25 protein-coding genes and 1 riboswitch are annotated in these 26,953 nt (G+C 69.4%); of the genes, 16 read left to right on the top strand and 9 right to left on the bottom strand.

Annotated features, from left to right (window positions below):
* Positions 1–112 precede the first annotated feature (112 nt).
* The 5 genes from NF4_RS04735 (at position 113) to NF4_RS04715 (ending at position 7,340) form a co-directional block, all read left to right on the top strand.
* Positions 113–1,471 carry a GlnX family signal transduction membrane protein gene (locus NF4_RS04735; RefSeq protein WP_063126116.1) on the top strand — a complete coding sequence of 453 codons (1,359 nt, stop codon included), beginning with the start codon at positions 113–115 and terminating at the stop codon, positions 1,469–1,471.
* Positions 1,468–2,490, top strand: a complete 1,023-nt coding sequence (locus NF4_RS04730) for a glutamate ABC transporter substrate-binding protein (protein WP_063126072.1) — start codon at positions 1,468–1,470, stop codon at positions 2,488–2,490. The genes NF4_RS04735 and NF4_RS04730 overlap by 4 nt, the downstream gene beginning before the upstream one ends.
* A 524-nt stretch (positions 2,491–3,014) precedes the next feature.
* Positions 3,015–5,396 (top strand): serine/threonine-protein kinase, encoded by a 2,382-nt coding sequence (locus NF4_RS04725; protein WP_063126115.1) that lies wholly within the window; start codon positions 3,015–3,017, stop codon positions 5,394–5,396.
* A gap of 278 nt (positions 5,397–5,674) precedes the next feature.
* Positions 5,675–6,127 carry a cupin domain-containing protein gene (locus NF4_RS04720; RefSeq protein WP_063126071.1) on the top strand — a complete coding sequence of 151 codons (453 nt, stop codon included), beginning with the start codon at positions 5,675–5,677 and terminating at the stop codon, positions 6,125–6,127.
* A 37-nt stretch (positions 6,128–6,164) separates the two neighbouring features.
* The gene (locus tag NF4_RS04715) at positions 6,165–7,340 is read left to right on the top strand and encodes an aminotransferase-like domain-containing protein (RefSeq protein ID WP_063126070.1); all 1,176 of its coding nucleotides are present in this window, start codon (positions 6,165–6,167) and stop codon (positions 7,338–7,340) included.
* 156 nt (positions 7,341–7,496) lie between these two features.
* On the opposite strand, the gene NF4_RS04710 is transcribed toward NF4_RS04715, so the two are convergent.
* A complete protein-coding gene (locus NF4_RS04710) occupies positions 7,497–8,597 on the bottom strand; it encodes a CaiB/BaiF CoA transferase family protein (RefSeq protein WP_063126069.1) in 1,101 nt (366 codons plus the stop codon).
* 141 nt (positions 8,598–8,738) lie between these two features.
* On the opposite strand from NF4_RS04710, the gene NF4_RS04705 reads away from it, so the two are divergent.
* Complete coding sequence (locus NF4_RS04705) at positions 8,739–9,284, top strand: methylated-DNA--[protein]-cysteine S-methyltransferase (RefSeq protein WP_063126114.1); 546 nt, start codon at positions 8,739–8,741, stop codon at positions 9,282–9,284.
* A 31-nt stretch (positions 9,285–9,315) separates the two neighbouring features.
* Here NF4_RS04705 and NF4_RS04700 read toward each other — a convergent pair whose 3' ends face one another.
* Positions 9,316–9,708, bottom strand: a complete 393-nt coding sequence (locus NF4_RS04700; RefSeq protein WP_063126068.1) for a VOC family protein — start codon at positions 9,706–9,708, stop codon at positions 9,316–9,318.
* Positions 9,709–9,803: 95 nt separating this feature from the next.
* Between NF4_RS04700 and NF4_RS04695 the strand changes: the two genes are divergently transcribed.
* Together NF4_RS04695 and NF4_RS39015 are read left to right on the top strand one after the other, a co-directional pair.
* Positions 9,804–10,757, top strand: a complete 954-nt coding sequence (locus NF4_RS04695; RefSeq protein WP_063126067.1) for a helix-turn-helix transcriptional regulator — start codon at positions 9,804–9,806, stop codon at positions 10,755–10,757.
* A gap of 74 nt (positions 10,758–10,831) precedes the next feature.
* Positions 10,832–11,209, top strand: a complete 378-nt coding sequence (locus NF4_RS39015; protein WP_063126066.1) for a YdeI/OmpD-associated family protein — start codon at positions 10,832–10,834, stop codon at positions 11,207–11,209.
* A gap of 121 nt (positions 11,210–11,330) precedes the next feature.
* Here the strand turns inward: NF4_RS39015 and NF4_RS04685 are convergent, their stop codons facing one another.
* Entirely contained in the window at positions 11,331–13,157 is a 1,827-nt protein-coding gene (locus NF4_RS04685) for a cutinase family protein (RefSeq protein WP_157119973.1), read from the bottom strand.
* 943 nt (positions 13,158–14,100) lie between these two features.
* On the opposite strand from NF4_RS04685, the gene NF4_RS04680 reads away from it, so the two are divergent.
* Positions 14,101–14,979 (top strand): TIGR03854 family LLM class F420-dependent oxidoreductase, encoded by an 879-nt coding sequence (locus tag NF4_RS04680; RefSeq protein ID WP_063126064.1) that lies wholly within the window; start codon positions 14,101–14,103, stop codon positions 14,977–14,979.
* An 88-nt stretch (positions 14,980–15,067) separates the two neighbouring features.
* On the opposite strand, the gene NF4_RS04675 is transcribed toward NF4_RS04680, so the two are convergent.
* Entirely contained in the window at positions 15,068–15,433 is a 366-nt protein-coding gene (locus tag NF4_RS04675; RefSeq protein ID WP_063126063.1) for a DUF4345 family protein, read from the bottom strand.
* 167 nt (positions 15,434–15,600) lie between these two features.
* The gene (locus NF4_RS04670; protein ID WP_063126062.1) at positions 15,601–16,248 is read right to left on the bottom strand and encodes a short chain dehydrogenase; all 648 of its coding nucleotides are present in this window, start codon (positions 16,246–16,248) and stop codon (positions 15,601–15,603) included.
* Positions 16,249–16,380: 132 nt separating this feature from the next.
* On the opposite strand from NF4_RS04670, the gene NF4_RS04665 reads away from it, so the two are divergent.
* Positions 16,381–17,286, top strand: a complete 906-nt coding sequence (locus NF4_RS04665; RefSeq protein ID WP_063126061.1) for a helix-turn-helix transcriptional regulator — start codon at positions 16,381–16,383, stop codon at positions 17,284–17,286.
* Between the two features lie 75 nt (positions 17,287–17,361).
* Here NF4_RS04665 and NF4_RS04660 read toward each other — a convergent pair whose 3' ends face one another.
* Positions 17,362–18,312, bottom strand: coding sequence for a quinone oxidoreductase family protein (locus NF4_RS04660; RefSeq protein ID WP_063814501.1), 951 nt, complete (start codon positions 18,310–18,312; stop codon positions 17,362–17,364).
* Between the two features lie 94 nt (positions 18,313–18,406).
* On the opposite strand from NF4_RS04660, the gene NF4_RS04655 reads away from it, so the two are divergent.
* Both NF4_RS04655 and NF4_RS04650 read left to right on the top strand, forming a co-directional pair.
* Positions 18,407–18,943: a TetR/AcrR family transcriptional regulator gene (locus tag NF4_RS04655; protein WP_063126059.1), complete on the top strand. Its 537-nt coding sequence runs from the start codon at positions 18,407–18,409 to the stop codon at positions 18,941–18,943.
* Between the two features lie 34 nt (positions 18,944–18,977).
* A complete protein-coding gene (locus NF4_RS04650) occupies positions 18,978–19,460 on the top strand; it encodes a DUF456 domain-containing protein (RefSeq protein ID WP_063126058.1) in 483 nt (160 codons plus the stop codon).
* 24 nt (positions 19,461–19,484) lie between these two features.
* On the opposite strand, the gene NF4_RS04645 is transcribed toward NF4_RS04650, so the two are convergent.
* Complete coding sequence (locus tag NF4_RS04645) at positions 19,485–20,351, bottom strand: amidohydrolase family protein (protein WP_063126057.1); 867 nt, start codon at positions 20,349–20,351, stop codon at positions 19,485–19,487.
* A gap of 71 nt (positions 20,352–20,422) precedes the next feature.
* Positions 20,423–21,811 (bottom strand): FAD-dependent oxidoreductase, encoded by a 1,389-nt coding sequence (locus NF4_RS04640; protein WP_063126056.1) that lies wholly within the window; start codon positions 21,809–21,811, stop codon positions 20,423–20,425.
* Positions 21,812–22,039: 228 nt separating this feature from the next.
* Here NF4_RS04640 and NF4_RS04635 point away from each other — a divergent pair, with 228 nt between their 5' ends.
* From NF4_RS04635 to NF4_RS04625, 3 genes are all read left to right on the top strand, one after another.
* Positions 22,040–22,510 (top strand): Rv0361 family membrane protein, encoded by a 471-nt coding sequence (locus NF4_RS04635; RefSeq protein WP_157119971.1) that lies wholly within the window; start codon positions 22,040–22,042, stop codon positions 22,508–22,510.
* 64 nt (positions 22,511–22,574) lie between these two features.
* Positions 22,575–22,687: riboswitch (SAM riboswitch) on the top strand.
* A gap of 17 nt (positions 22,688–22,704) precedes the next feature.
* Positions 22,705–23,121, top strand: a complete 417-nt coding sequence (locus NF4_RS04630; protein ID WP_063126113.1) for a rhodanese-like domain-containing protein — start codon at positions 22,705–22,707, stop codon at positions 23,119–23,121.
* Positions 23,118–24,332, top strand: coding sequence for an O-succinylhomoserine sulfhydrylase (locus NF4_RS04625; RefSeq protein WP_063126054.1), 1,215 nt, complete (start codon positions 23,118–23,120; stop codon positions 24,330–24,332). Before NF4_RS04630 ends, NF4_RS04625 begins: the two co-directional genes overlap by 4 nt.
* Positions 24,333–24,728: 396 nt before the next feature.
* On the opposite strand, the gene NF4_RS04620 is transcribed toward NF4_RS04625, so the two are convergent.
* Positions 24,729–25,505: an HAD-IIA family hydrolase gene (locus NF4_RS04620; protein ID WP_084532865.1), complete on the bottom strand. Its 777-nt coding sequence runs from the start codon at positions 25,503–25,505 to the stop codon at positions 24,729–24,731.
* Positions 25,506–25,799: 294 nt separating this feature from the next.
* On the opposite strand from NF4_RS04620, the gene fgd reads away from it, so the two are divergent.
* Entirely contained in the window at positions 25,800–26,810 is a 1,011-nt protein-coding gene (fgd, locus tag NF4_RS04615) for a glucose-6-phosphate dehydrogenase (coenzyme-F420) (protein ID WP_030524780.1), read from the top strand.
* Positions 26,811–26,953 lie beyond the last annotated feature (143 nt).

Genomic DNA, 26,953 nt, shown 5'->3' with positions numbered 1-26,953 from the left:
GGGGCGCGCGCGTGGAGAATACCGAATACGCTCATGGCAGCGGTGTGAGCGATCTCGCGCGGCACCGGCGGAGCGATACAGCGCACACGGCGCCCAGAGTTGGAGGGTGGACATGACGCGGTTGGCGGTGGATCGGGTGGTATCCGAACCCGACCCGGCCCACCCGGAACCGGCGCCCGCCCCCGGGCGGGCGAGGCTCGTCCGCCCCCGGCTCGCGCAGGCCTGGAAGCGGTTGAATCCTGCACGTTTACGCCTGTTCGCCCAATCCTCGCCCGGGCGGCTGCTCGGCGTCGGGCTCCTGCTGATCGTGCTTTCCCTGGGTTCGGGGGTGATCACCGCGGGCGCCGTGCACGACCGCCAGAGCGACCTCGACGTGCTGCTCGCCCATACCGAACCCGATGCGAACGCGGCACATCGGCTCTACACCGCGCTCTCGGTGGCCGACGCCGCCGCGGCCACGGCATTCATCTCCGGCGGCCTGGAACCCGAACAGGTGCGCGACCGCTACAGCCAGGCGCTGGGGGAAGCGGGCGCCGATCTGGTGACGCTGTCCGGGGACGACCCCCAGGACGTCCTGCAGCGGATGGGTATCGGGTCGGGACTACCCGTGTACTCGGGCCTGGTGGAGACCGCGCGGGCGAACAACCGGGAGGGCCACCCGGTCGGGGCGGCCTACATGAGCGAGGCGTCGTCGGAGATGCAGACGGTGCTGCTGCCGACCGCCGAACAGCTGTATGTGCGGCGCGCGGCCGCGGTCGATTCCGCCCAGGACCGGCACGTCCGGCCGCCGTGGTCGGCGATCGCGCTGCTCGTGGTCGCCGTGATCGCGCTGGTGTGGGCGCAACGGCTGCTGGCCCGGCGGTGGCACCGCACCTTCAATCCGGGCCTGCTGCTGGCCTCCGGCGCGTTGCTCACGCTGATGCTGTGGACGGTGATCGCCGGATCTGTTTCGTCGGTGGCGATGTCCAGCGGCCGGGCCGACGGGACGGTGCCCGCCGCCCGGCTCACCGAGAGCCGGATCCTGGCACAGCAGGCGCGTTCGGCGGAAACACTGAAACTGGTACGCCGCGACACCACCGGCGACTACGATCACGCGTTCGACGCCAACGTCACCCGGCTCAACGAACTGCTCGCCGGGCATACCGACCGGGCGACCGCCGACGCGCGGGCCGCGCTGCTGCACTGGCTGGCGGCGCACCAGCGGATGAACGAGGCACTCAACCGCGGCGAATTCGCCCGCGCGGCCACGATCGCCACCGCGCCGGGCACCGAGAACGCTACCGTTCATGTGGAAGCTCTGGACAACGCGCTGGGTAACGGGATCACCGAGACCCGGGACACGCTACGCAGCAATATTTTCCACAGCGCCCGGGTACTCGACTATCTGGCACCAGGTGCGTTGATCCTCGGCTTCGCCGCCGCGGCGTACATCGCCTTCGGCATCTGGCCAAGACTGCGGGAGTATCGATGAGGTTTGCGCGAAACCCGGTCCGACCGGCGGCCCCCCGGCCGTCGCGGCGATCGTGGCCGCTGCGGGTCGGGGTGGCGTGTACCGCGCTGCTCCTGGCCGGGTGCGCCACCGGCCCGGGCCCGCACCACGAGGTAGCGCACAGCGACTACTCCGAGCCGCCCCTGCCCGCACAGGCGACGGCGATGGAGGCCGACGGCCCGCTACCCCTGCCCGACGACCCCACCAACTGCGGTGATCCCACCGCCGGCCTGCGTCCCACCGGCCCCGGCGCGATCGGCCCGGTACTGGACCGGATCCGGGCCCGCGGCCGGCTGGTGGTCGGATTGGACACCGGCAGCAACCTGTTCAGCTTCCGGGATCCCGAGAGCGGGGTGATCGTCGGCTTCGACGCCGATATCGCCCGCGAGGTGGCCCGGGACCTGTTCGGCGATCCCGACAAGATCGAATACCGCAGTCTCGGTTCCGAGGAGCGGGAAGCGGCGCTGATCGAGCACCGGGTGGACATGGTGGTCAAAACCATGACCATCACCTGCGCCCGCCTGGCCAGGGTGTCCTTCTCCACCGTGTACCTGAAGGCGCACCAGCGGGTGCTGGCCGTGCAGAATTCGGGGATCCAGAGCTTGCGGGATCTGGCGAACAAGCGGGTGTGCACGATCCGTGGCACCACCTCGCTCGAGCAAATCAGCCGGATCCAGCCGCAGGCATCCATTCTCACCGTCCCCACCTGGGCCGACTGTCTGGTGGTCCTGCAGCAGCGGCAGGTGGACGCGGTCAGTACCGACGACGCGATCCTGGCCGGACTGGCCGAACAGGACCCGTACACCGAGCTGGTCGGTCCGAGTATCAGCGAAGAGCCGTACGGAATCGGCATCCCCAAGGGCGACGAAGACCTGGTGCGCTTCGTGAACGGCACCCTCGACCGTATCCGCGCGGACGGTACCTGGAACCGCCTCTACAACCAGTGGCTCTCGGCTCTCGGCCCCTCCCCCGGACCCCCGCCGCCGACCTATCGGGACTGATCGCCGTGACGACGGACGAGTCGGTCGACCGGTCCGGCTCCGGGAACGTTCCGGAGCCGCCGCCGACCCGTGCCGTCGACGCCCGCCTCCGGCAACCGGACGGGCAGCCCAGTGCGGCCACCCGGCTCGGGGCGGGCCGCGTGCGTGACGATCACGGCACTTCCGGGTCCGTCGCGGGCCCGGGAACCACCGCCGCAGCGGGTACCGCCGCCTCCCCGGAAACCGCTGAGGGAGCGGGCACGACCGGGCACGCGGAATCCGTCGCGGGTCAGGCCGGATATTCGGAAACCGTTGCCGATGCGGGCACCGGCGGCTATCCGGAAACCGCCGCCGGCACGGGTCCCGCCGGGCATTCGGAAACCGCCGGCGTCACAGACGCGGAAGCCGCTGCCGAAGTGGGTGTGGCCGACCACCCGGCAACCGCCGCCGCCGATACCGACGCGCACCCGGAAACCGCTGCCATCGCCGGTACGGCCGCATACGCGGAAACCGCTGCCGGCGCGCGTCCGGCCGGCGCCCCGAGCATCACCGCCGTCGCCCGTTCCGACGTGCACTCGGAACCCGTTGCCGCCGAATCTGCCTCCGCTCCGGAAACTGCCGCGGTCGCGGGAACCGCCGCCTCCCCGGAAACCGCCGCGGTCGCGGGTACCGCCGCCTCCCCGGGTACCGCGGCGGCCGTGCCGTCCGCCGGCACCGGCGACCGGACGGGCTCGGGGGCCACCGGGAGTTCCGGGCGCGGCAGCGGTTCCCAGCTGCGTACCGGCCGCAGCAGCCGCACCGTGCGGTCCCGGCCCACGGTGCGCACCCTGGTCGCCGGTCTGGTCGAGATACCACCGGTCGAAGCCGCCGACCCGGTCGCCGCGGTCCTGACCGATCCGGTGGTCGCGGAGGGCAAACGGTTCTGCTGGCGATGCGGCAAACCCGTGGGCCGGGCGAGCGCGAGCGGTCCGGCCACCACCCGCGGTATCTGCCCGAAGTGCGGCGCCGCGTTCGATTTCCGCCCGACGCTGAGCCCCGGGGATATGGTGGCCGGGCAGTACGAGGTCCAGGGTTGCCTCGCGCACGGCGGGCTGGGCTGGATCTATCTCGCCGTGGACCGCAATGTCAGCGACCGCTGGGTGGTACTGAAGGGTCTGCTGCACGCCGACGATATCGAAGCGCAGGCGGTGGCCGTGGCGGAGCGGGAGTTCCTGGCCGAGGTCGCCCATCCGGGCATCGTGAAGATCCACAATTTCGTCGAGCACCTGCCGCCCGGCGGTGAGCCGATCGGCTTCATCGTGATGGAGTACGTGGGCGGCCGTTCCCTGCGCAGCATGCTCGACGACCACAAGCGGCCCGAGCGGATCCCGGTGGCGCAGGCCATCGCCTACATCCTGGAGGTGCTGCCCGCGCTGGACTACCTGCACGCGACCGGGCTGACCTACAACGACCTCAAACCCGACAACATCATGGTGACCGAGGACCAGGTCAAACTGCTCGATCTGGGGGCCGTCGCACCGATCGATGCCTACGGGAACCTGTACGGCACCCGCGGTTTCCAGGCGCCCGAGATCGCCCGCACCGGCCCGACGGTCGCGTCCGATATCTACACGGTGGGTCGCACGCTGGCCGTGCTCACCCTGAACATGCCGACCGAACACGGCGCCTACCGCGACGGTCTGCCCGCCCCTGAGGACGAACCGATCCTGGCCCGGTACGAGTCGTTCCACCGGTTGCTGCTGTGCGCCACCGATACCGACCCGGACCGGCGATTCCCGTCCGCCGGAGCCATGGCCGACCAGCTGTCCGGGGTGTTGCGGGAGATCCTGGCCTTCGATACCGGGGTGGAGCGTCCGCACCGGTCCACGGTTTTCGGGAAACAGCGCAGCGCGTTCGGCGCCGAGGAACTGATCGCCCAGACCGACGCCTACGCCGATGGGATCGCGCGCGACACCCTGCTCTCGGCCACCGATATCGCCGCCGCGCTGCCGATCCCGCTGCTGCCCCGCACCGACCCGGCCGCCGCCCGGCTGACCGACACCCTGCAATCCGATCCGGACCAGGCATTGGCCGCGCTGCACGAGGCACGCGAGCGACTCGCCGAGGACCCGGCCGCGGCACCGGAGAACCTGGAACGCGAATTGCGCCTGGCCGAGGCCCGCATCCTGCTGGATCTGGACCGCGTCACCGAGGCCACCGATCTGCTCGAGGCCATACCGCATACCGCCCGCCGGGATTGGCGGATCGACTGGTACACGGGCATGGCCGGTCTACGCGAGCAGGATTACGAGAAAGCCTATTCGGCGTTCGACGCGGTATTGCGGGTCCTTCCGGGTGAACTGGCGCCGAAACTGGCCCTGGCCGCCACCGCCGAACTCGTGCTCCAGCACTGGGCACCGGACGAGACCCGCGCCTGGCGCGATTACGCCGAGAACTTCTACGCCACCACCTGGCGCACCGATCACGGGTTGGTGAGCGCGGCTTTCGGTTCGGCTCGCCTGCTCACCGCCGCCGGCCGCCACCGCGAGGCCGTCACCGCCCTGGACGAGGTCCCGGGCTCCTCCCGCTATTTCACCATCGCCCGGATGACCGTGGTCCTGCTGCTGCTCACCAGTGCACCCGTGGCGGAACTGCCGGAACACACCCTGCGCGAGGCGGCGGCCCGCGTGGAGGCCCTCCCGCCGGACGAACGCCGGGCCGTCCAGCTGCGGGTGATGGTGCTGGGCTGTGCACTGGCCTGGTTGCAGGCCGGTAATACGCCGCGGCGGCCCCGGCCACCCCTCATGGGCGTCGCGTTCACCGAGCACGCGTTGCGCGACGGCACCGAGTCCGGGCTGCGCACACTGGCCCGCTTCGCGCCCGGCCGCCGCCACCGCTACGCGCTGGTGGATCTGGCCAATTACATCCGGCCCAACACCTGGTTCTGAACCGCCGCGCGCCCTTACGGGACAAGGTTCCGGCGGTAGCGCGATGGTCCGCCGTACCGATGTTCCGGAACGGGCGGCGGATGTCTTCGGCCTGCCCCGGCCATAGCCTTCGGTGTGAAACCGGCCGACACCGCTCAGCACCGCCCGGCCACCGGCCGTAGTTTTCCGGTCCCGAGTCACCGTCCTCCCAGCACCGGCGACTCCGGCCGGGTCAGCCAGGAGTTTGCCGTCGGTAACTTCACCGGGGCGACCGAAGCACAAACTTGAAAGCAGTTCGAATGAAGGACCTGATCAGCACCGCCCGCGTCATATCCACCGCCGATATCCAGGAGGTAGTGGGTCCGCACAACCAGTTCTTGGTTCCGTGTGTCACCAGTGACACCTGCGGTGCCGAAGCGATTTCGGCGGGTTTGGTGAACATGCCGCCGGGCAAAGTCGCCCGCGCCCACTATCACGCACACTCCGAGACGATCGTGGTGTGCACGCGGGGACATGCCGCGACACTGATCGGCCCGGAACTGGTGCCACACGAGCACGGACCCGGTGAATTCCTCTACGTACCGCCCGGGGTCGTGCATGTCGCGGTCAACCTCAGCGATACCGACGAGGTGGTGGCCCTCGATATCCGCACCGACCCGAAGTTCAGCGAAGACCTGATCCTGACACCGGAGTTCGACGAGGCCGCCGCCGAGATCGCGGCCCGGTTGCGGCGCGAACGCGCCGCGGCGTGAGCGACTGCGGTCTCCACGAACCCCAAAGGGACTCAGTATGACCGCCATTCTGCGGCCCGGTCACCGGCCTGTCGTACGCAGCGGCCCGATCGACGAGGCCTTCGCGACGCTGGCCGGGCGCCCGGAAGTGATCTCGTTCGCGGTCGGTGCACCGGATCCCGGCCTGTTACCGGTCGATACAGTGGCGGCACTGGCCGGTGAGGTGCTCGCCGAATACGGCAGCACCGCTCTGCAATACGGCGTCACCCGAGGCTTTCCGGCACTGCTGGAGCAAGCGCGGACCCTGCTGTCCGGGCGCGGTATCGGCTGCCCGACGGACCGGTTGCACATCGCGACGGGCGGGTCCGGGGCGCTGCACAATCTGTGCATGGCACTCCTGGGACCGGGGGCGGTGGTGCTGGTCGAAGCGCCGACCTACGGCCCGGCGGTGAAGGTGTTCCGCAGCCACGGGGCACGGGTGATCGAGGTCGAATCCGATACCGAGGGTATGGTGCCGCGGGCGCTGGACGCGGCACTGGCGGATCAGGATGTGGCGTTGATCTATCTGCTGCCGACCTTTCAGAATCCCACCGGCCGCACGATGCCGGTATCCCGGCGGGCCGAGATCGCCGATATCGTCCTACGCCGCGGTGCACTGGTGGTGGAGGACGATGTGTACTCCGACCTCCGCTACCGAGGGACTCCGGTCCCCGCCTTCTGGTCGTTCGCACCCGATCACACCGTCTACATCACCTCATTGTCGAAAACACTGGCCCCGGCCCTGCGGATCGGGATCGAGGTGCTGCCGCGCGAACTCGTCGACCATGTGCTGGCCCTCAAACAGGGGATCGATATGCAGACTTCGGCGTTCACGCAGGCCATCGCGGCTCGGTTCCTCGCCGGTCCCGCCGCGGCCGACCATCTCGAACTGCTGACCGAGACCTATGCGGCGAAGCTGGCGACGATGACCGCCGCGCTGGCCCGGCATTTTCCCGCCGGGTATCGCTGGACGGAGCCGGAAGGTGGAATGTTCCTGTGGCTGGAGGGCCCACCCGGCCTGAACACCGATGCCCTCCTCGGGCCGGCACTCGAATGCGGAGTGGCGTTCCTGCCCGGCTCTGTGTTCTTCGCGGCGGAGACCCAGAGTCCGGCGCTACGGCTCAGTTTCGCCGGCGCACCGGTGGAACAGATCGATCACGGCATCGAACTGCTGGCCCGGGTGTGTGCGGTATGAACGGTTTCGATCTCGCCGGAGTATGGGGAGCTGTCCGTCTGTCGCGAGAAAGCGCCGGTTCGGCGCATTCGCGCTGATTCCGGCACCATAGCCACGCGCTTGCGCCGTTCCGCCGGAGCAGGGGCGGGCCGGCGCGCACCGGCCCGCCCGCGTAGATCAGTCGGTCCAGATGGTTTCGATCGGGGTCGCCTCGGTGGGCGGCGGAGTGGGCACGCCGTTGGGTGTGCGGGAGAAACGGGGCGCCGGGGCGTGCTGGGTGACGTTGTCCAGTTCGATGAGCGAACCGCGCGCGGCGATATGTTCGTTCTCGCCCGCCTCGTCGAAGGTGAGCACCGGGGTCACACAGGCGTCGGTGCCGGTGAAGATCGCGGCCCATTCGTCGCGGGTCTTGCTGCGGAACTTCTCGGTGAACAGCTTCTTCAGCGTGTCCTGCCCGGCCGGATCCATCTGGAAGGGCAGACCTTCGGGGTCGATCTCCAGACCGGCCAGCAGCTGGGCATAGAACTGGGGCTCGATCGCGCCGACGGCCATGTACTTGCCGTCGGAGGTTTCGTAGGTGTCGTAGAACGACATACCGGTGTCGAGCAGGTTCGTTCCGCGTTCCGACGACCAGGCACCGGTACCGCGGAAGGCCCAGATCATATTCGACAGCGCCAGCGTCCCGTCGACCATCGCGGCATCGATGACCTGGCCTTTACCGGAGTTCTGGCGTTCCACCAGGGCCGCCAGGATGCCGAACACCAGGAACATGGAGCCGCCGCCGAAATCGCCGACCATGTTCAACGGGGGCACCGGGCGTTCGCCCTTGCGGCCGATGGCGTGCAGGACGCCGGTGAGGCTGATGTAGTTGATATCGTGCCCGGCCCGGTCCGACAGCGGACCCTCCTGGCCCCAGCCGGTCATCCGGCCGTAGACCAGGCGCGGGTTGCGTTCGAGCAGATCGTCCGGCCCCAGTCCCATCCGTTCGGTGACGCCGGGCCGGAAGCCTTCGATGAAGACGTCGGCTTTGTCCACCAGCCCGAGAACCTTCTCGATATCGGCCGGGTCCTTGAGGTTGGCCTCCACGACCGTGCGGCCGCGCAGCTGCGGCCGGTCGGCGCCGCCGGGCAGCTGACCGGCGCGCTGGACCCGCACCACATCGGCGCCGAGATCGGCCAGCAGCAACGCGGCATGCGGCCCGGGCCCGATTCCGGCCAGTTCGATCACGCGAATGCCCGCGAGCGGGCCCTGCTTGGTGGCGGTGGATGGTGTACTCACGCCCTACCTCGGTTCGTCGTCGATCCAGTGTCAGCCCCGCGGGGCATATTGACAGTATGACAACAGCGGCTCCGAGTCACGGGGTCGGTGCGGTCCGCCCCGGGGCCGGTGGTTGTCGGTGGGCACGAGCAGACTGTCGGTATGCCGGACAGTGCGGTCGCGCCGCTGGACGCGACGAATTTCGACACCGCGATCGGCCGCTGTGCCATCGCCTGGCGGGCGGATGCCGTGGCCCACTTCGCCCTCCCCGGCGACGACCCCGGCGCCGGGTTCCGCGGCGGCGACGCCCGCCCGGTCCCCGAGCCGACCACCGGCCCGCGCGGCGAGGCGCTCGCCCGCATCCGCGCCCACCTCGACGGCGATCTCGACGATCTGCGCTGGATACCGCTCGACCTCACGGGACCACCGAAGTTCCACCGCGCCGTGTACGCGGTCACCCGGGACATCGACCCCGGGCACACGCTCAGCTACGGGGAGGTCGCGCGCCGCTGCGGCGCGGCCGGAGCCGCGCAGGCGGTCGGGCGGGCGCTCGGCAGCAATCCGATTCCCCTCATCGTGCCCTGCCACCGCGTCCTGGCCGCCGACCATTCCCTGCACGGTTTCTCGGCACCGGGCGGTATCGATACGAAATCGAAGCTGCTGGCGATCGAACGCACCCCCGGCTTCGGCGAACCGACCCTGTTCTGATCGGAAACGGGCCGGGGGCACGTGGGAAGCGTCATTCCCGGCCGAGCACCTCCACATAGTGGGCATTGCTCATGATGCCGAGGATATTCCCGAACGGGTCCACCACCGAGCCGGTGACGAAACCCGGTCCGCGGGTGGTGATCGGCTCGTATTCGGTGGCGCCGAGTCCGAGCAGCCGATCGTAGGTGGCCGCCAAATCGTCCACGTGCCAGTACAGAATCGCGCCACCCGGCCCCGGTTCGGCACGCTGCGGCCGGTACGCGCCGTCGATGAGGCCGAACTCGTGTTCGTAGTCGCCGACCCGGAATTCGTAGTACCCCGGCACCGCGAAGTAGGGCGGCGTCCCGAGAAATTCGGTGTACCAGTCCCGGGCGGCCGCCAGGTCGTCGGCGTAGAAGTTCACGGTCGTCATTCCGCGCAGCATCGTCGTTCTCCTCGGTCTTGGTTCGAGCTGGTGAAACCATCTTCTCGAGCAAAGTGCTCAACTTCTGAGCACTTTCCGGGGAATAATCGGTGACCATGCGAGCCGATCGATTGGTGGCCACCCTGCTGCTCATGCAGACGCGGGGGCGGGTCACCGCCGCCGAGATCGCCGCCGAACTGGAGGTGTCGGTGGCGACCGCGCGTCGTGACCTGGAGGCGCTCTCGACCGCCGGTGTCCCGGTATATCCGCAGCCCGGACGCGGCGGCGGCTGGCAGCTGGTCGGCGGGGCGCGCACCGACCTGAGCGGCTTGACCGCGGGCGAGGCGCGGGCGTTGTTCCTGCTCACCGGTCCGTCCGCAGGTGCGGTACCGGAGGCGCGCTCGGCCCTGCGCAAACTGTTGCGCGCCCTCCCGGCGACCTTCCGCGGCGAGGCCGAGGCCGCCGCCGACGCGGTGGCGATCGATCCGGCAGGCTGGGGCCGCACCGAACGCGAACTTCCCGAGACGGTGCGGTTGTTGCAGCAGGCAGTGGTGCAACGCCGCCGGGTCGCGTTTCGGTACCGGGGCCGCGCCGGTACCGCCACCGATCGGGTGGTCGATCCATGGGGCCTGGTCGACAAGGACGCCGTCTGGTACCTGCTGGCCGGAACCGAGCACGGCCGCCGGACCTTCCGGCTGGACCGGATTTCGCACGCCGAACCCATCGACCAGGAAGCGCACCGGCCCGCCGATCTCGATCTGCCGACCGTCTGGGCCGAGGTCGTCGAACAGATGGAACAGCGCCGCGCGACCACTTCCGCCACCGTTCTCGTCGGCGAACGGCTGCTGCCGGTGCTGCGCGATCGGCACGGCAGGCACTGCGAGGTCACCGGGCCCGCGCCCGACGGACGCGTCCAGGTCCGGTTCACCGCGCACACACCGCGGGCGATCGCCGAACAACTCGCGGGCTGGGGCGCGACCGTGGAAGTCGTGGAACCGGACTCGGTGCGCCGTGAGCTCGCGGCGCTGGGCGCGGAATTGGTCGAACGCTACGGCGGCGCCCGGAAATAAGTGCTCATTCGGTGCGCACTTATCGCGGGATGATCGAAGCAGACCACCACACTCCAGACGGAAGAGGCCCGCATATGCCCACCGCCGACCACACCGAAGCCGCCACCTTCGATGCCGCCGAGGACTACGAGAGATGGCTTTCGGCGAACCACGCCACCGCTGCCGAGATCTGGTTGAAGATCGCCAAGAAGAACGCGCCCGTCCCCACCGTCACCATCACCGAGGCCCTCCACGTCGCCCTCTGCTACGGCTGGATCGACAGCCACCGCCGCGCCTTCGACGCCGACCACTACCTCCAGCGCTACTCGCCGCGCACAGCCAGGAGCCCGTGGTCGGCGATCAACCGGGGTAAGGCGGAGAGCTTGATCGCCGCGGGCCGGATGCGGGAGCCGGGTTACGCGGCGATCGAATCGGCGAAGGCGGACGGCCGGTGGTCGCCGAACAGGTCCTGATTGCGCCTCGTCGCCGGGGTCGCCGGGGTCGCCGGGGTCGCCGGGGTCGCCGGGGTCGCCGGGGTCGCCGGGGTCGCCGGGGTCGCCGGGGTCGCCGGGGTCGCCGGGGTCGCCGCGAAGGCTACGTCCGCTCCCTCACCCGGTGGACGAACTCGGCTGCTCGTTCTCGGCCCTCGTACCAGAGGACGCGGAGCGCGGCCGCCACCGACCGCCCGCCGTGCGTCCGATGCGCGACCCTGATCGCACCGCACGCGCCCGCCGAGACCGCCGCCAGTAGCACCAGCCCGAGCAGATACAGGGCGAGGCCGTGCCGGGGTCGCGGTGCCGCGGCGTCGGCCATCGTGCGCGCCCGAGGTGGCGATTCGGCGCCTACCGCGACATTACGGATATCGGGCTCGCGGACGGGCGGAGCCGGCTGCGGCGCCGGCCGCTGCGGCGCAGGCGTGGGGCCGGGGTCGGCGGGAGCGGGAGCGGTGGGTGCGGGAGCGGCCGGAGCCGGCTGCACCGGGGACGGTACCGGGATGCGATTGGTGGCGAGGTCTTCGGCGACCGCGGTGAACCAGTTCAGCACGAGATCGGCCGCGGGGCGGCCGTCCGCCGTGTAGGCGGCGTGGAAGTAGTCGCCGTGTTTGCGGACCGTATCCGCGTAGCGCAGCCACAGTCCGGGGTCGAGGAGTTCGGCGTTCTCGGCGCTCAATTGGCCGAGCGCGTCGAACGACTTGCTGATCAGGTTGAACACGGTGCGCCGGGGCAGCGGGCGGCGGGCGGCCACGACGAGCGCGTCGGTGGCCCGTTCGATACCGGTCAGCGGGTCGGGCGCGGTGGCGACACCGGCGACCTCGGCGGGTTCGAGGGCGATTCCGATGATGGCCAGCAGGGTGTTGAGCGCGCTGGTACCCAGTTTCAGCAGCGCTTCGCGGGCCTGCGGTTCGCTGTCCGAGCGCGGGTCGGCGGCTTCGGCCAGTCGGACGCCGAGCGGTTTCTCCGGTGTCAACGACAGTGTGCCCAAAGAATATCCGCGCAGATCGTGGGTGACGACCGCGGTCGCGGTGCGCGAGAGCGTCGAGGAGAAACCGTCGCCGATCGACGCCAGCGCCGCCACCGGGTCCGAGGGGAGCAATTCGGCCTGGCCGAGGATGTTGACCACCATATGCAGCAGCGGGGCGTCGGCGGGTGCGTCGCAGGCGAGGTCACCGGGCAGGCACAGCGAGGCGACCCGGCCGGTGAGTTCCCCGAAGTCCGGCGCGATATCACGCAGTGGCCCGATACCGCCGCCCGGTGCGGGATGCCGCGGAAACTCTTGCAGCGCCGCCAGTTCCGCACCCGTGGTACCGGGCGCCGGTGCCGGACGCCCGGCATCCGGTAGTCCGGGGAACACCGCCGCCCCGGGGGCACGGGTGGGGTCGGCCAGCAGTGCCACGGCCGCGACCCGGTCGGCCGGCACCGCACCCCCGCCGGTGCCCACCTCGCGCGCGAACATCGAAACGACATGCGCGCCCTGCGAGTATCCGACCAATCCCAGCTGAGAACTCGGACAGCGCTGGGCGACCTCGGCGGCCATATCGCGCAACCGTTCCAGCCCCTCGCCCGCCGAGACGGAATACGGTGCCGTGGTGGCACCGGGTAGGGCGCCGCCGAAACCGGCCAGGTAGGGAACATAGGCGCGGCCCACGGCCGGCCCGCTCAGCATTTCGGTCAGCGGTCCCAGCACCAGCGACAGCAGGCCGGCATCCGTGGCCACCGGGGAGTTCGGGGTGGACTCGCCGGTCCCCTGCACACCGAGAACGAAAAGGCCGGGGCAGCCCCCTGCCTCCGCCAACGCCACTTCGACGCCGTCCTGGGCACGGGCGACCGCGGGTGGTCCGATCGAGGGTGCGGCGACCGATACGGTCACCGCACCGGCGACAGCGCAGACCACTCGCTCGAACACCGTGCGGGCGCGGCTCATCCAGACCTCCGACTCGAGCAGAACGGCGCGGCCCCGGGCAGTGCCGCGCGGCAATCGATCTCGCGTGGACTCGCTAGGGAACGAGTAGCGCGATAACGAGATCCAGCACCGTGCCGACGAGCTGTCCGACAACACTCAGAAGCAACTGAACTCCTCACAACGAACGCGAATGCGCCGGGATGTATCCGAGATGCCGACACGAAAAGAGTTGCTACATCCGAATGCCCGCTCCGGCCGTCACCGCGCAACGATGGGCCGGAGCGGGCACCGCACAACGAATTCGCCCGCACGGAAATGCTCGTCAGGTGCAGTGTTCACGAGCGCATCCGCCGGCGGGGCGACCTACTCAGAAGAGGACGCCGCCGAGGCCACCGACAACACCGGCGAGGTTCGTGACGACGCTACCGACGAGATTCAGCAAACCACCGAGCAGTCCCATTTCAATCCTCGTTTCTCTGGTTTCGTTGTCCGCCCGGGCGGGCGCCCGGACTCTTACGGTTGCGCTCTCACCCAAGCCCCCGACAGCCGATGAACGAGCTCTAAAATAGCTCCCTAGCAGCAGTTATGGCTTGTAGCTATGAGACATACCATCTGATATTCGGCGCCGGTTCACAAATGGATGGGCAGAATCTGTAACGAATTCCGCACTCCGAGCGACGGCCCGCAACCGCCACACACAAGAGCCGCGCAGGAGCCGATCACCTGACTTCCCCGGTGTTTCCGGTGGTAAACCGCGACCCCCTCCCGCGCGTCCATCGGCGATGTGCTCACGTCCGACCCGACCGGCCGAGGGGCCCGCCGATCCCGCGGGGCCCGGGCCGGCGACCACTACGGCATACCGGCCGATCCACCCTGCCCCGACGCGAACCGGGGGCTGGGCCACCTCTGACCCGACGCCGTAGGGTCGCGGTACGGGCAATTCGTCCAGACCAGGAGTGGTGTGATGAAGATTCGATTCGGCGTCGGTACCGGCTCCGGCAGCGATCCGGAGGACCTGCCGGAGCTCGTGGATCGGCTGGAGGCCGAAGGGATCGATTCCCTGTGGTTCTCCGAATTGATCTACGCACCGGCCGTGGACCCCACCGTCGGGATGGCGTTCGCGCTGTCGCGCACCGATCATCTGAAGGTCGGGACTTCGGTGGCCATCCTGCCCGGACGCCACCCCGTTCTGGTCGCCGAACAGCTGGCCTCGCTGGCGGCGCTCGCGCCCAAGCGGGTGCTGCCGGTGTTCGGCTTGCAGCCGGCGACCCCGCAGGAACGCGATCTGTTCCCGGTGGCCGGGCGGCGCGGCGACGTCTTCGACGAATCCCTGCGGCTGCTGCGCGCTGTACTGCGGGAAGACGATGTCGACTTCGACGGCGACTACTTCACCGTGCGCGCGGCGCGGGTGGGCAGACGCCCGGCCCGGCCCCTGGACATCTGGCTCGGCGGTCGCGCGCCCGCCGCGTTCCGGCGCATCGGCCGGTACGGCGACGGCTGGCTGGGCAGTTTCCTCACCCCCGCCGAGGCGGCCGCCGGGGTGGCGGCGATCAACACCGAGGCCGCGGCGGCCGGGCGGGAGATCGAAGCCGACCATTTCGGGATCACACTGCTGCTGGCGCCGGACGGCATCCCGGCCGACCTGGCGGCGGGGATCGCGCACCAACGTCCCGGAACCGACCCCGCCGACCTGGTCGCGGGCAGCTGGCCGGACCTGCACCGGCTGATCGACGGCTACCTCGACGCCGGGCTGAGCAAGTTCGTGGTGGTCCCGGCGGCCGGCAAACCGCTGGACGGGTTCCTGGACCGTTTCGTCACCGAACTCCTGCCGCGCCAGAACTGAGATCGGCGCCCGGGCGCGAGCCGACTCGTCCGACGCCGAGCAGCGATCGCCGGTCGGCAGCCGCGGCCGGGCCCGTACCCCGCAGCCGTCAAGCGGCCGCGACCAGTGCGGCGGCCGCGACCACCTCCACCCAGAAGTAGAACCAGATGGGGTAGAACGCGACCGAGCTGTCCAGTACCCGGGAGATGACCCGGCCGGCCGCCATCCCGGCGAGCGCGACGGCCACCGCCAGCACCACACCCCGGCCGAGTTCCCCGGTGTCCAGAGCCGCCCAGCCGAGCGCGCCCGCGACCGCGAGCCCGAACCCGCCGTACACCGCGCGGACCTCGGCGCGCCCGGTGGCCGTGGTCACGGGCATACCGAAGGGCGCGGTCAGCTTCGCCGGCACGGCGAGCGCGTACAGACCCATTGCCGCGAAAAGGATTGCTGCCACGAGCAGTACCACCGGCCGCATCACTACCTCCACGTTCGTCTACTGATCGGCCCATCATCCGCCCGGCCTGCCGGCCCGGCTTCCGGAAACGTGCTCCCGCCCACCACTGCGGCCCCGGCCGGACGGCCGCCCCGAACACGCCTAGCGCAGCCGCGGACCGCAGGCCGGCGCGGATTCGCTGCCACCGCTCAGCGCGACCCGGCGACCCGTTCCCCACGGCCGCCCTCGGCGCCCGCGGGCCGGTCGGGAACGCCCACGGTGAGCGTGCGGCCATGGGCGGCCCCCTCGACCGCCTCCGCGTAGACACCCGCGACCTCCGACACCGGCGTACCGGTGGTGGCGTCCATCCCCAACGCCCGCAATGTTTCGCTCACCCAGCCCGGGCAGACCACGTTCAGCCGGATTCCCCGCGGCGTCTCCACGGCGGCCGCGTGCACGAAGGCCTCCAACCCCGCGTTCACCAGGTACCCGACGGAACTGCCCACCACCGGCTCGGCGAACCGGCCGCTGGTGAGCGTGATGGATCCGCCGTCCGATACCCGACCGAGTGCCCGGCGTACCAGGTTCACCTGGCCGAGCAGTTTCGGTTCCAGCCCGTACCAGAACTCGGTCTCCGACCGCGTGGCCAGCGGTGCCGGCCGCCCGCTCGCCGCGCAGCACACCACCGCGTCGACGTGCCCCACCCCGGCGAACAGCGCATCGATCGACGCACTGTCGCCCATATCGACCCGGAGCGGGCCCCGGCGCGCGGCGGCCAGCACTTCGTGCCGGCGGGCCAGTTCCTCGCGCACCGCCGTCCCGATCGTTCCCGACGCACCGATCACGATGATCTTCACCGTGGCACTCCTTCCGACGAGTCCGGTTCCCGGACAAGAGTGCGCCGACCCGCCCGCCGCACCCAGCCCTGCGCGGTGAGTACATCCGGCAGGTGCAGGCTCGGCGGCCACCGGACGAGCAGAATTGCCGGTATGCGGACACGGACCGAACTCGGTGAATTCCTGCGAGCGCGCCGCGCACGGATCGGGCCGGCGGAGGCCGGCGTGCCGGTTCTCGGCGGGCGACGCCGGGTGCCGGGACTGCGGCGCGAGGAGTTGGCGCAGCTCGCCGGGGTCAGCGCCGGCTATTACACCCGCCTCGAGCAGGGTCTGAGTCCCAACGCCTCGGACGCGGTACTCGATGCCGTCGCCCGCGTTCTGTGCCTGGACGACACCGAACGGACCCACCTCTACACCTTGGCCCGGCCGCGGCCGCGCACGCACCGCACCCCCGACCGGCCGGAGCGGGTCCGGCCCGGTGTGCGAACCATGATCGAATCGTTCGGCGCGGTGCCGGCACTGGTCCTGGGCCGGTTCCTGGATGTCCTCGCCTGGAACCCGATGGCGCACGCCCTGCTTGCCGGGCACCTCGACCGCGCGGCGCCCGAGCGCCCGGAGGATCGTCCGAATATCGCCCGTCTGCTGTTCCTGGACCGGCACAGCCGCGAACTCTATGCCGACTGGACCGGTAAGGCCCGCTCCACCGTCGCCGACCTGCGCCTGATCACCGGTCGCTATCCCGATTCCCCGGGCCTGACCAACCTCATCGGCGAGCTCGCCGTCGGCAGTCCGGAGTTCGCGAAGTTGTGGACCGCGCACGCCGTGGGCGATTGCGGCACGGCGACCCGCGTCTACCACCATCCGGTGGTGGGCGAACTGACACTGAACTGCGAACTGCCGGCACTGCCCGACGAAGGGCAGCGGTTGGCGATCTTCCACGCCGAACCCGGTTCGCCGTCCGATTCCGCGCTGCGGCTGCTCGCCGACCTGACCGCCGAGGGACTGGAAGTGCTGGAAATGCGAAATCCGTTGATGGCCAGGGGTGACCGGCCTGGCTGACGCTGGAGGGCCTGCATCGGATGAACGCCGGTCTCCATTGGGTGGAAAACCCCGGCCGAAGGACGGCCCGCCCGCTCAGGGGGTGAGGATGGTCTTACCGAGCGCGGTACGGGCCTCGAAGGCGCGATGGGCCGCCGCGGCTTCCGCCAAGGGCAGTACCGTGCCGATCACCGGATCGAGTTCGCCGCGCACGACCAGTTCCTCGGCCCGGCGGACCAGTTCCGGCCAGCGCTGCGGACGGTAACCGAGACTGAACGGGATGAGCGCGGCGCCGACCGGGAGGAGCTGATCCGAACCGATTTTCACCGGATTGCCACTGGCCGAACCGAAGACGACCATCCGGGCGCCCGGCGCGGTGAGCAGACCGTAGGCCTCGCGCGCGGTCTGCCCGCCGACGGTTTCCAGCACCACCGATACCGGGCCCACCTCCTCGGTCCAGCCGGGTCGTGAGTAGTCCACAGTTGTGTCGGCGCCCAGGTCGGCGGCCAGACGCCGCTTCGCCTCCGCGCTCGCGCCGGCCACGACCCGGGCACCGGCCCGTTTGGCCAGCTGCACCAGCAGGGTTCCGATACCGCCGCCGGCCGCCTCCACCAGGACTGTGTCACCGGGTCCGATCTCGGCGGTTTCGAACACCCCCACGGCCGTCGCGCCCTGCCCGAGCAGCGCGAGCGCGCGATGCTCGCCGAGCCGGTCGTCGAGCGGCGCGGCATCCGCCGCGGGTACGACCACCAATTCGGCATAACTTCCGGCGGCGACCTTTCCGACCACCCGCGCACCGATCCGATGTGCCGTGACACCGGGGCCGACGGCGACCACCGTGCCGGCCACTTCGATCCCCGGGATATGCGGCAACGGCGAGCCGAGCGGGTCGGGTAGCACGCCGGCCCGCACCTGCACTTCGAAGTAGTTGACGCCGGTGGCCGCGGCGCGGACCAATAGTTCGCCCGCTCCCGGCACCGGGTCCTCGACCTCTTCGACACGCAGCACCTCCGGCGCTCCGTACTCGTGATATCGAACCGCACGCATCGCACTCCACCTCTCCATGCGGACCAACAGTCCGCTTATGCATTCGGTATCATACGGACCAACAGTCCGCTTTTGTCAACACTGAGGAGTCCGGGTGCGTGCCGACGCCGAACGCAATCGCGCCGCGATCCTGGCGGTCGCCGGGCGGCTGATCTGCGACGAGAGACGCGACAACGTCTCCATGGACGACATCGCGGCGGCCACCGGAGTCGGCAAGGGCACGCTGTTCCGGAGGTTCACCGACCGTGACGGACTGGTCCGCGCACTGGTCGAGGAGCGCACCGCCCGGGGGTGGGACACCGTGCGCGAACTCGCGGCGGATACGGCTGTGCCCGTGCGGGATCGGATCGCGGCGGTCGTCGCCGCGGTGTTCGACCTCACCGCGATCGAACTCGCCCCGCTGATGCGCGCCCTTCCCGACGTCTGCGAATCCGACACCTGGGCACCCTGGCGCACCCTGCTGGCCGATCTGATCGCGCAGGTCACTCCCGATGCCGACACCGAATACCTGGCAATGGCGATCTTCGCGAGCATGCGCCCGGAGATCACCGATATGATCGGCGCCCGCCGCCACCGCGCCGGCGTACTGGACCTGACCGCGCGCATGCTGGCCGCCGGCGATCCGTCCTGAGGCGACCGCGTCCGATCCGGGCTACTTTGGTGCGGTGAGCGCTTGGGGAGAAATCGTTGTCGGCCTGGTGATCCTGGTCGGCCTCATCGGCATCGTGGTGCCGATTCTGCCGGGGGTGATCCTGATCTTCGGGGCGATCGCCGTCTGGGCCTTCGTCACCGGCGGGACGACCGCGTGGGCAGTACTGGCGGTCGGCACCGTCCTGCTGGTCATCTCCGGAGTCGTGAAGTACACCTGGCCGGGCCGCAAACTGAAGGAAGCGGGGGTGCCGAACCGGACACTGCTGCTGGGCGGTCTCGCCGGCATAGCCGGGTTCTTCGTCATTCCGGTGGTCGGCCTGTTCGTGGGTTTCGTGGTCGGCGTATATCTCTCGGAGCTGCAGCGACTCCCCGACAACCGGCAGGCCTGGGTATCGAGCAAACACGCGATCAAAGGTGTGGGGCTCTCGATCCTGGTGGAACTACTCGGCGCACTACTCGCGAGCGGAGTGTGGGTCATCGGCGCGATCGCCACCTGAGCCGCCGGCCACCACCGGGCCGAGTCAGCTCGGGCCGGAACGCCTTTCGATGATGGGCAGCGGCCGTGTCGTCCCGTCGTGAACCGACGGCCGGTCGTCGCGCGGCGGCACGAACAGCGGCAGGGTGGGGGCGGGGTCCTCGGTGGTGCGGTCGATCGCAGGTAATCCGTAGAACGCGCGGGCATTGTCCTCCAGCACCGCGTTCATATCGGTGCCGACCACATCGCAGATCAGCTCCACATCCGATTCCCGGAACGGCCGGCCCGCGCGGGTGCCGGGCAGATCGCTGCCGAACATCAGCGCCTCCGGATCGACCGCGTGGATCCGGCGCAACGCCGTCGCGACATCCATATCGACCCGCCCGAAACCGGTTGCCTTCACCCGAGCACCCCGGTCGACCAGGTCCAGCAGGTACGACAGACCCTCCTCCGACATCCCGAGATGGTCGATGGACACCTTCGGCAGTTTCAGGATCACCGGTTGCAGCGAGGCCAGCATCTGGCCGTCGACGTAGATCTCCACATGCCAGCCCGCCAATTCGTAGGCCCGCAACGCCTGCCGGGTCATACTCGCGATATCGGCGGCCGCGCGTTTGAGGTTGAACCGGACCGCGCGCACGCCGGCCTCGTGCAGATCGAGGATCTCGGAGTCGGAGGCATCCAGGTCCAGACGGGTCACGCCGACCCAGCCGGGTCCGAGTTCGGCCAGGGCAGCACGCAGATAGCTCTGGTCGTTGCCCTGGAACGAGGCGCTCACCACCGCACCGCCGGAAGGCCGGAAGCGGGACATTCGCCGCCGATAGTCGGCGACGGTGTAGGGCTCCGGTAGGTAGCCTTCGTTCTCGATCAGCGGAAAACGCGGATCGATGATGTGCACATGGGCGTCGAACACTGCTACAGCATGCCTGATAGATCGGGGCGCCCGCTGCTCTCGACCATGGATCGGGAGCAGCGGACGATGGATCAGACCTTGTGGGGTTCGCTCGCGCGCAACATATCTTCGCGCTCGACGACCTTGACCCGCTCGCGGCCCTCGGGCTCACCGAGGGACCGCTCGTGCGCGTCGAGCCGGTACCAACCGGCCCAGGTGGTGAACGGGATACCCCGGCCTTCGAGGAACTCGAGTACGGCCTCGGGCTCCGGGTTCTCGGCCGGCACGAAATTCGTGCTGTCGTCCACGAGGCAGGCGACCGTCTCGTTCGCGTCACCCTTGGTGTGACCGATGAGCCCGACCGGACCGCGCTTGATCCAGCCGGTCACATAGGTGCCGGGCATATAGCGCGCGGCGCCGTCGGCATCCTCGTCGACCAGGACCCGGCCGGCCTCGTTCGGGATGACCCCGGCCTGATCGTCGAAGGGCAGCTCCGAGATGTTCTGGGACAGGTATCCGACGGCCCGGTAGACGGCCTGCACATCCCATTCCTTGAAGGTGCCGGTGCCCTTCACATTGCCGGTGCCGTCGAGCTGGGTGCGTTCGGTACGCAGGCCCACGACCCGGCCGTCCTCACCGAGGATCTCGGCGGGCGACTCGAAGAAGTGCAGGAACAGCTTGTGCGGGCGGTCACCCTGGTCGCGGATGGCCCACTGCTCCAGGGTGTTGGCGACCATATCGACCTGCTTGGAATGGCGCCGGGCCGCTTCCGAACCCTCGTCGTAGTCGATGTCCTCCGGATCGACGATCACCTCGATCGTCGGGGAGTGGTCGAGTTCGCGCAGCTCCAACGGAGTGAACTTGGCCTGCGCCGGGCCGCGGCGGCCGAACACGTGCACCTCGACGGCCTTGTTGTTCTTCAGGCCCGCGTACACGTTCGGCGGGATCTCCGTCGGCAGCAGTTCGTCACCGGTCTTGGCCAGCACTCGCGCCACGTCGAGGGCGACATTGCCGACACCGAGCACCGCGACCTTCTCCGCCTCCAGCGGCCAGGTGCGCGGGACATCCGGATGCCCGTCGTACCAGGAGACGAAGTCGGCCGCGCCGTAGGAGCCGTCCAGGTCGATGCCCGGGATCGGCAGCGCCCGGTCGGCGTTGGCGCCGGTGGAGAAGATCACCGCGTCGTAGAAGCGACGCAGATCCGACAGCGTGATATCGGTGCCGTAGTCGATATTGCCGAGCAGGCGCACCTGCTCCTTGTCCAGCACCTTGTGCAGGGCGGTGACAATGCCTTTGATCCGCGGATGGTCCGGCGCCACGCCGTAACGGATCAGTCCGAACGGGGCGGGCATCCGCTCGAACAGATCGATCGAGACGTCCGCATCGGATTTCATCAACGCGTCGGCGGCATAGATACCGGCCGGCCCGGCCCCGACGATCGCGATCCGAAGCGGGCGGTTCGCTTCCTTCTGCTCGGTCATCTGTTACGCGCACCCTTATCGGTCGAAAGAATCACTGGCGTTGTTGTTAGCTTAGGCTAACTTGACGGGCGGCTCGTATGCACCTACATCGCGCCGTCCGTGGGTGGCTGTTCACCGTTCGTCGTCCCACGTCTCCGCGGGTAGCGCTGTGCTGCGGTACCCGCCGCACCCGCGATTCTATCGGGGTGCGGGCACGATGCGATCCGGGGACCAGGGATGATCGTCGGTATGAGCGATCCAGGAGGAGCCGACGAGCAGCCGCCCACCGAATCGGGCGACGACGAGCGACCGCGCTCGATCACCCCGTTCGTCGTGGCCGCGGCGGTCGCGGCCCTGGTCCTGGCGGGTGTACTCATCGCCGGCCTGGTGGCGCCCGCTGAGAAAAATGTCACAGATTCCGACCGGATCGCGGGAGCGGTGCGGGAGTTCGCCGATGTGAGCAACCGCTACGGGCCCGAACCGCCCCGCCAGGCGGTCTGCCCCGGCTTCGTTCCCGCCCGCTCGCCGCTGGCCGGACAGCTGAAACCCGGCGAAACCGGAAAAGATATCGAGATCACCGGGTTCGGGCCCGTCCACATCGACGGCGATACCGCGAACATCGAAGTGACCAGCCGGGTCGAAGGCGAGGAGCGGACCGCGACCTGGTGGCTGTTCCTGTCCGACGGCGACTGGCTGGTGTGCAACCAGCCGGCCGGCTGAGCCCGCCGAAGGCGTCAACCGATGTTTGACACGGCCCGACCTCGCCGGGCAATCTTTTCCGTTAGGTCATGAGTACCAGTGCCAAGCCCCGGCTCGCTGGTCGGCAACCCTCCTCCGCGGTGGGGTGCTCCGGGTGACGACCCGGCGCGCATCGATCGGATGCGGCAAGTGCGGATTCACAGGAGGTGCCACGTATGAGTTACGCAGGGGATATCGGCCCGGAGCAGGCATGGGACCTGCTGACCGAGAACCCGGACGCAGTCCTGGTGGACGTGCGGACCGAAGCCGAATGGAAGTTCGTCGGAGTACCCGACACCAGCTCCATCGCCAAGCCGACGCTGCTGGTGGAGTGGGTCGACGGCACCGGCACCCGCAATACCGAATTTCTGGACCAGTTGCGTAGCGCCCTGTCCGACCGCCCCGCGGACGCGCCCGTGCTCTTCCTGTGTCGCTCCGGTCAGCGTTCGGCGCATGCGGCCGACGCCGCGACCGCCGCGGGTATCGCGCCCTCCTACAACATCAGCGACGGCTTCGAGGGTCCGCTGGACGAACTCGGGCACCGCGGCGGCTCCGGCTGGCGGGCCCGCGGACTGCCCTGGCGGCAGTCGTGATCGGCGGCGGTTCGTTCGAACGACCGTTACCCGAAGGAGTCGGTCCGGCGACACTGGGTGTGCGCGGCGGCCTGAGCCGCTCGGGGTTCGACGAAACCTCCGAGGCCCTGTACCTGAACTCCGGGTTCGTCTACGCCAGCGCCGAAGCGGCCGAGGCCGCGTTCACCGGGGACAACCCGCACTACGTGTACTCCCGCTACGGCAACCCCACGGTGACCACCTTCCAGGAACGGATGCGCCTGCTCGACGGCGCCGAAGCCTGTTTCGCGACCGCCAGCGGTATGGCGGCTGTTTTCGTCGCCCTCGGCGCGCTGCTGAAGGCGGGCGATCGGCTGGTGGCCGCGCGCAGCCTGTTCGGATCCTGTTTCGTGGTGTGCAACGAGATCCTGCCCCGCTGGGGTGTCGAGACCGTGTTCGTCGACGGCGAAGATCTCGACCAGTGGGAAGCGGCGCTGTCCGTACCCACCACCGCGGTGTTCTTCGAGACTCCGGCCAACCCGATGCAGACCCTGGTCGACGTGCGCAAGGTCTGCGAACTCGCGCACGCCGCGGGCGCGCAGGTGGTGCTGGACAATGTGTTCGCCACCCCGCTGCTGCAGCGCGGCTTCGAACTCGGTGCCGATGTGGTGGTCTACTCGGGCACCAAACACATCGACGGTCAGGGCCGGGTGCTGGGCGGCGCGATCCTCGGGACCGCCGAGTACATCGAGGGCCCGGTCAAGACGCTCATGCGCCACACCGGCCCCGCGTTGAGCCCGTTCAACGCCTGGACGCTGCTCAAGGGTCTGGAAACCATGCCGCTGCGGGTGCGCCAGTCCACCGATTCGGCGCTGCGGATCGCGCGCTACCTCGACGAACATCCGGCGGTGAGCTGGGTCCGGTACCCGTTCCTGGAATCGCATCCGCAGTACGCGCTGGCGGCCGAGCAGATGAGCGGCGGCGGCACCGTGGTGACCTTCGAACTGAAGGCCGCCGCCGACCTCGCCAAGAAACGCGCCTTCGAGGTACTGAACGGGCTGCGGATCATCGATATCTCCAACAACCTGGGCGACGCGAAAAGCCTGATCACCCATCCGGCGACCACCACTCACCGGGCCATGGGCCCCGAAGGCCGCGCGAGCATCGGCCTCTCCGACGGGGTCATCCGGGTCTCGATCGGCCTCGAGGACATCGAAGACCTCCTCGGCGACCTGGACCAGGCATTGAGCTGATCGCGCGGAGGCCGTGGATCGCCGGTATGTGCACCTTGACCGGCGGTCTCGGCTCCAGCACCGCTACCGCACCTTCCTACCCGATTGCCTTTGCAAACAGCCGCGCCCTCTCGGCGCCGAGTTCAGCGAGGCCCACAAAGGGTCGAGGCCCGTCCCGCCCTTGGCCGGAGGTGCTCAATGGTCGCACTCTGTGGACGGCCCACCGCACATCGCATGCGCGAAGCGCGAGTCTCGAGGCCTGAACGGCGGGACCTTCGGGGGCCTCGACCCCGCGGCGCCGGAGGCGCCGCAAATAAACACAGCACCTTCACGAACAAGCCCGCATCTCGACCTTCGCCGGACAAGCTCTGCCCTCGACCAGACCTCGTCCACGGACAACACCCGGAGACAGCCCGCTCAGGTCAGCGGATTCGCTACCTCGGTGAACGGGGTGCGGACCCGCCCGACCAGGTCGGCGACCGAGCTCAGCACCGAGGTCGGCCGGTACGGATACTGCTCGACCGATACCTTCGTCGAGATACCGGAGGTCACCAGGATGGTGCGCATACCGGCTTCCATCCCCGAGATCACATCGGTGTCCATCCGATCGCCGATCATCACACTGGTCTGGGAGTGGGCGCCGATGCGGCGCAGCGCCGAGCGCATCATCAGCGGGTTCGGTTTGCCGATGTAGTAGGGGTCGCGTCCGGTGGCCCGGGTGATCAGGGCCGCCACCGAACCCGTCGCGGGCAGTACGCCGTCCCGGGACGGTCCGGTCGGGTCGGGGTTGGTGGCGATGAACCGTGCCCCGCGCTCGACCAGCCGGATGGCCGTGGTGATCGCCTCGAACGAATAGGTGCGGGTCTCGCCCAGCACCACGTAGTCGGGGTCCACCTCGGTCAGCACGTAGCCGATCTCGTGCAGCGCGGTCGTGAGTCCGGACTCGCCCACCACATAGGCGGTGCCGCCGGGGCGCTGCTCGTTGAGGAAACTGGCGGTGGCCAGCGCCGAGGTCCAGATCGATTGTTCCGGGATCTCGAGCCCGGTCTGGCGCAATCGGGCCTGGAGATCGCGGGGTGTGCGGATCGAGTTGTTCGTCAATACCAGGAACGGGATCTCCTCGGCCCGTAATTCGGCGAGGAACTCGTCGGCGCCGGGCACCATATGGTCCTCGTGCACGAGCACCCCGTCCATATCGGTGAGGTAGGACAAAATCCGGTCATCAGGGCTCACCCCGTCGATTCTGCTCTTTCGTGGCGCGCGGGGCGGGTATGCCGCGCCCGGTGCGGGGAACACGCGGTGGGACCGACCCCGTCGGCGACCGCCGCTCCCGCGTACCGACGCGCCCGGCCGAGGCGGGCCCGGGCGCGCTTCCGCCTTCACGCCGGTCGTCCGTGGGTTGCGGGTGGGCTGGGCCCAACTGCGCCTATTAGTGTCGAATCCGGGCACGGAGACGGTCCGACCACAACGCGACAGGAGTGGGCGCACATGGGTGAACTGAAGCTCGGATACAAAGCATCGGCGGAACAATTCGGACCCCGGGAACTGGTAGAGCTGGCGGTACTGGTCGAGGAACACGGCCTCGACAGCGCCACGGTCAGCGATCATTTCCAGCCGTGGCGGCACAAGGGCGGCCACGCGCCGTTCTCCCTGGCCTGGCTGGCCGCGGCGGGTGAGCGTACCGAGCGGATCCTGCTCGGTACCTCGGTACTCACCCCCACCTTCCGATACAACCCGGCCGTGATCGCGCAGGCGTTCGCGACTCTGGGCTGCCTCTATCCGGGCCGGGTGATGCTGGGCGTGGGCACCGGTGAGGCGCTCAACGAGATCGCCACCGGTTACTCCGGGGAATGGCCGGAGTTCAAGGAGCGCTTCGCGCGGCTGCGCGAATCGGTGGACCTGATGCGCGCCCTGTGGACCGGCGCCCGCACCGATTTCGACGGCACCTATTACAAGACGGTCGGCGCCTCCATCTACGACGTCCCCGAAGGCGGGATCCCGGTCTACATCGCGGCCGGCGGCCCGGTGGTGGCGCGGTACGCGGGCCGCGCCGGCGACGGGTTCATCTGCACCTCCGGTAAGGGCATGGACCTGTACACGGAGAAGCTGATGCCGGCGGTGGCCGAAGGCGCGGCGAAGGTGGACCGCGAGGTCGGCACAATCGACCGGATGATCGAGATCAAGATCTCCTACGACACCGACCCCGAACTCGCGCTGGAGAACACCCGCTTCTGGGCGCCGCTGTCGCTGACCCCCGAGCAGAAGCACAGCATCCACGACCCGATCGAAATGGAGGAAGCGGCCGACGCGCTGCCGATCGAGCAGATCGCCAAGCGTTGGATCGTGGCCAGCGACCCGGACGAAGCGGTCGAACTGGTAAAGCCTTACGTCGACGCCGGACTGAACCATCTGGTCTTCCACGCACCCGGACACGACCAGAAGCGCTTCCTGGACCTGTTCCAGCGCGACCTGGCGCCGCGCCTGCGGAAACTGGGTTAGGAAAACGCCGACTGCGGCCGGGCGAGTTCGACCGCAGACACCGGTCGGGCGGGGGCGGCCGGGCTGCACTCGATAAGCCTGTGACAGGTCCTTGGCGGTCCGGGGCGGTGATGCCGAGTTGACTCTCTCGCGAAGGTGCTGTG

The sequence above is a fragment of the Nocardia fusca NBRC 14340 genome, from assembly GCF_001618425.1.
GTDB lineage: Bacteria > Actinomycetota > Actinomycetes > Mycobacteriales > Mycobacteriaceae > Nocardia > Nocardia fusca.
The sequence above is the reverse complement of the archived record's forward strand: the minus strand, read 5'-3'. Positions and strand labels throughout refer to the sequence as shown.

Coding starts and splice junctions, on each gene's coding strand:
- NF4_RS04660 (WP_063814501.1), bottom strand. CDS start 18,312: ATGCGTGCGGTTCGATATCACGAGTACGGAGCGCCGGAGGTGCTGCGT.
- NF4_RS04635 (WP_157119971.1), top strand. CDS start 22,040: ATGAGCGATCCAGGAGGAGCCGACGAGCAGCCGCCCACCGAATCGGGC.
- NF4_RS04630 (WP_063126113.1), top strand. CDS start 22,705: ATGAGTTACGCAGGGGATATCGGCCCGGAGCAGGCATGGGACCTGCTG.
- NF4_RS04680 (WP_063126064.1), top strand. CDS start 14,101: ATGAAGATTCGATTCGGCGTCGGTACCGGCTCCGGCAGCGATCCGGAG.
- NF4_RS04640 (WP_063126056.1), bottom strand. CDS start 21,811: ATGACCGAGCAGAAGGAAGCGAACCGCCCGCTTCGGATCGCGATCGTC.
- NF4_RS04735 (WP_063126116.1), top strand. CDS start 113: ATGACGCGGTTGGCGGTGGATCGGGTGGTATCCGAACCCGACCCGGCC.
- NF4_RS39015 (WP_063126066.1), top strand. CDS start 10,832: ATGCCCACCGCCGACCACACCGAAGCCGCCACCTTCGATGCCGCCGAG.
- NF4_RS04695 (WP_063126067.1), top strand. CDS start 9,804: ATGCGAGCCGATCGATTGGTGGCCACCCTGCTGCTCATGCAGACGCGG.
- NF4_RS04620 (WP_084532865.1), bottom strand. CDS start 25,505: ATGGACGGGGTGCTCGTGCACGAGGACCATATGGTGCCCGGCGCCGAC.
- NF4_RS04730 (WP_063126072.1), top strand. CDS start 1,468: ATGAGGTTTGCGCGAAACCCGGTCCGACCGGCGGCCCCCCGGCCGTCG.
- NF4_RS04675 (WP_063126063.1), bottom strand. CDS start 15,433: ATGCGGCCGGTGGTACTGCTCGTGGCAGCAATCCTTTTCGCGGCAATG.
- fgd (WP_030524780.1), top strand. CDS start 25,800: ATGGGTGAACTGAAGCTCGGATACAAAGCATCGGCGGAACAATTCGGA.
- NF4_RS04705 (WP_063126114.1), top strand. CDS start 8,739: ATGCCGGACAGTGCGGTCGCGCCGCTGGACGCGACGAATTTCGACACC.
- NF4_RS04700 (WP_063126068.1), bottom strand. CDS start 9,708: ATGCTGCGCGGAATGACGACCGTGAACTTCTACGCCGACGACCTGGCG.
- NF4_RS04685 (WP_157119973.1), bottom strand. CDS start 13,157: ATGAGCCGCGCCCGCACGGTGTTCGAGCGAGTGGTCTGCGCTGTCGCC.
- NF4_RS04720 (WP_063126071.1), top strand. CDS start 5,675: ATGAAGGACCTGATCAGCACCGCCCGCGTCATATCCACCGCCGATATC.
- NF4_RS04715 (WP_063126070.1), top strand. CDS start 6,165: ATGACCGCCATTCTGCGGCCCGGTCACCGGCCTGTCGTACGCAGCGGC.
- NF4_RS04665 (WP_063126061.1), top strand. CDS start 16,381: ATGCGGACACGGACCGAACTCGGTGAATTCCTGCGAGCGCGCCGCGCA.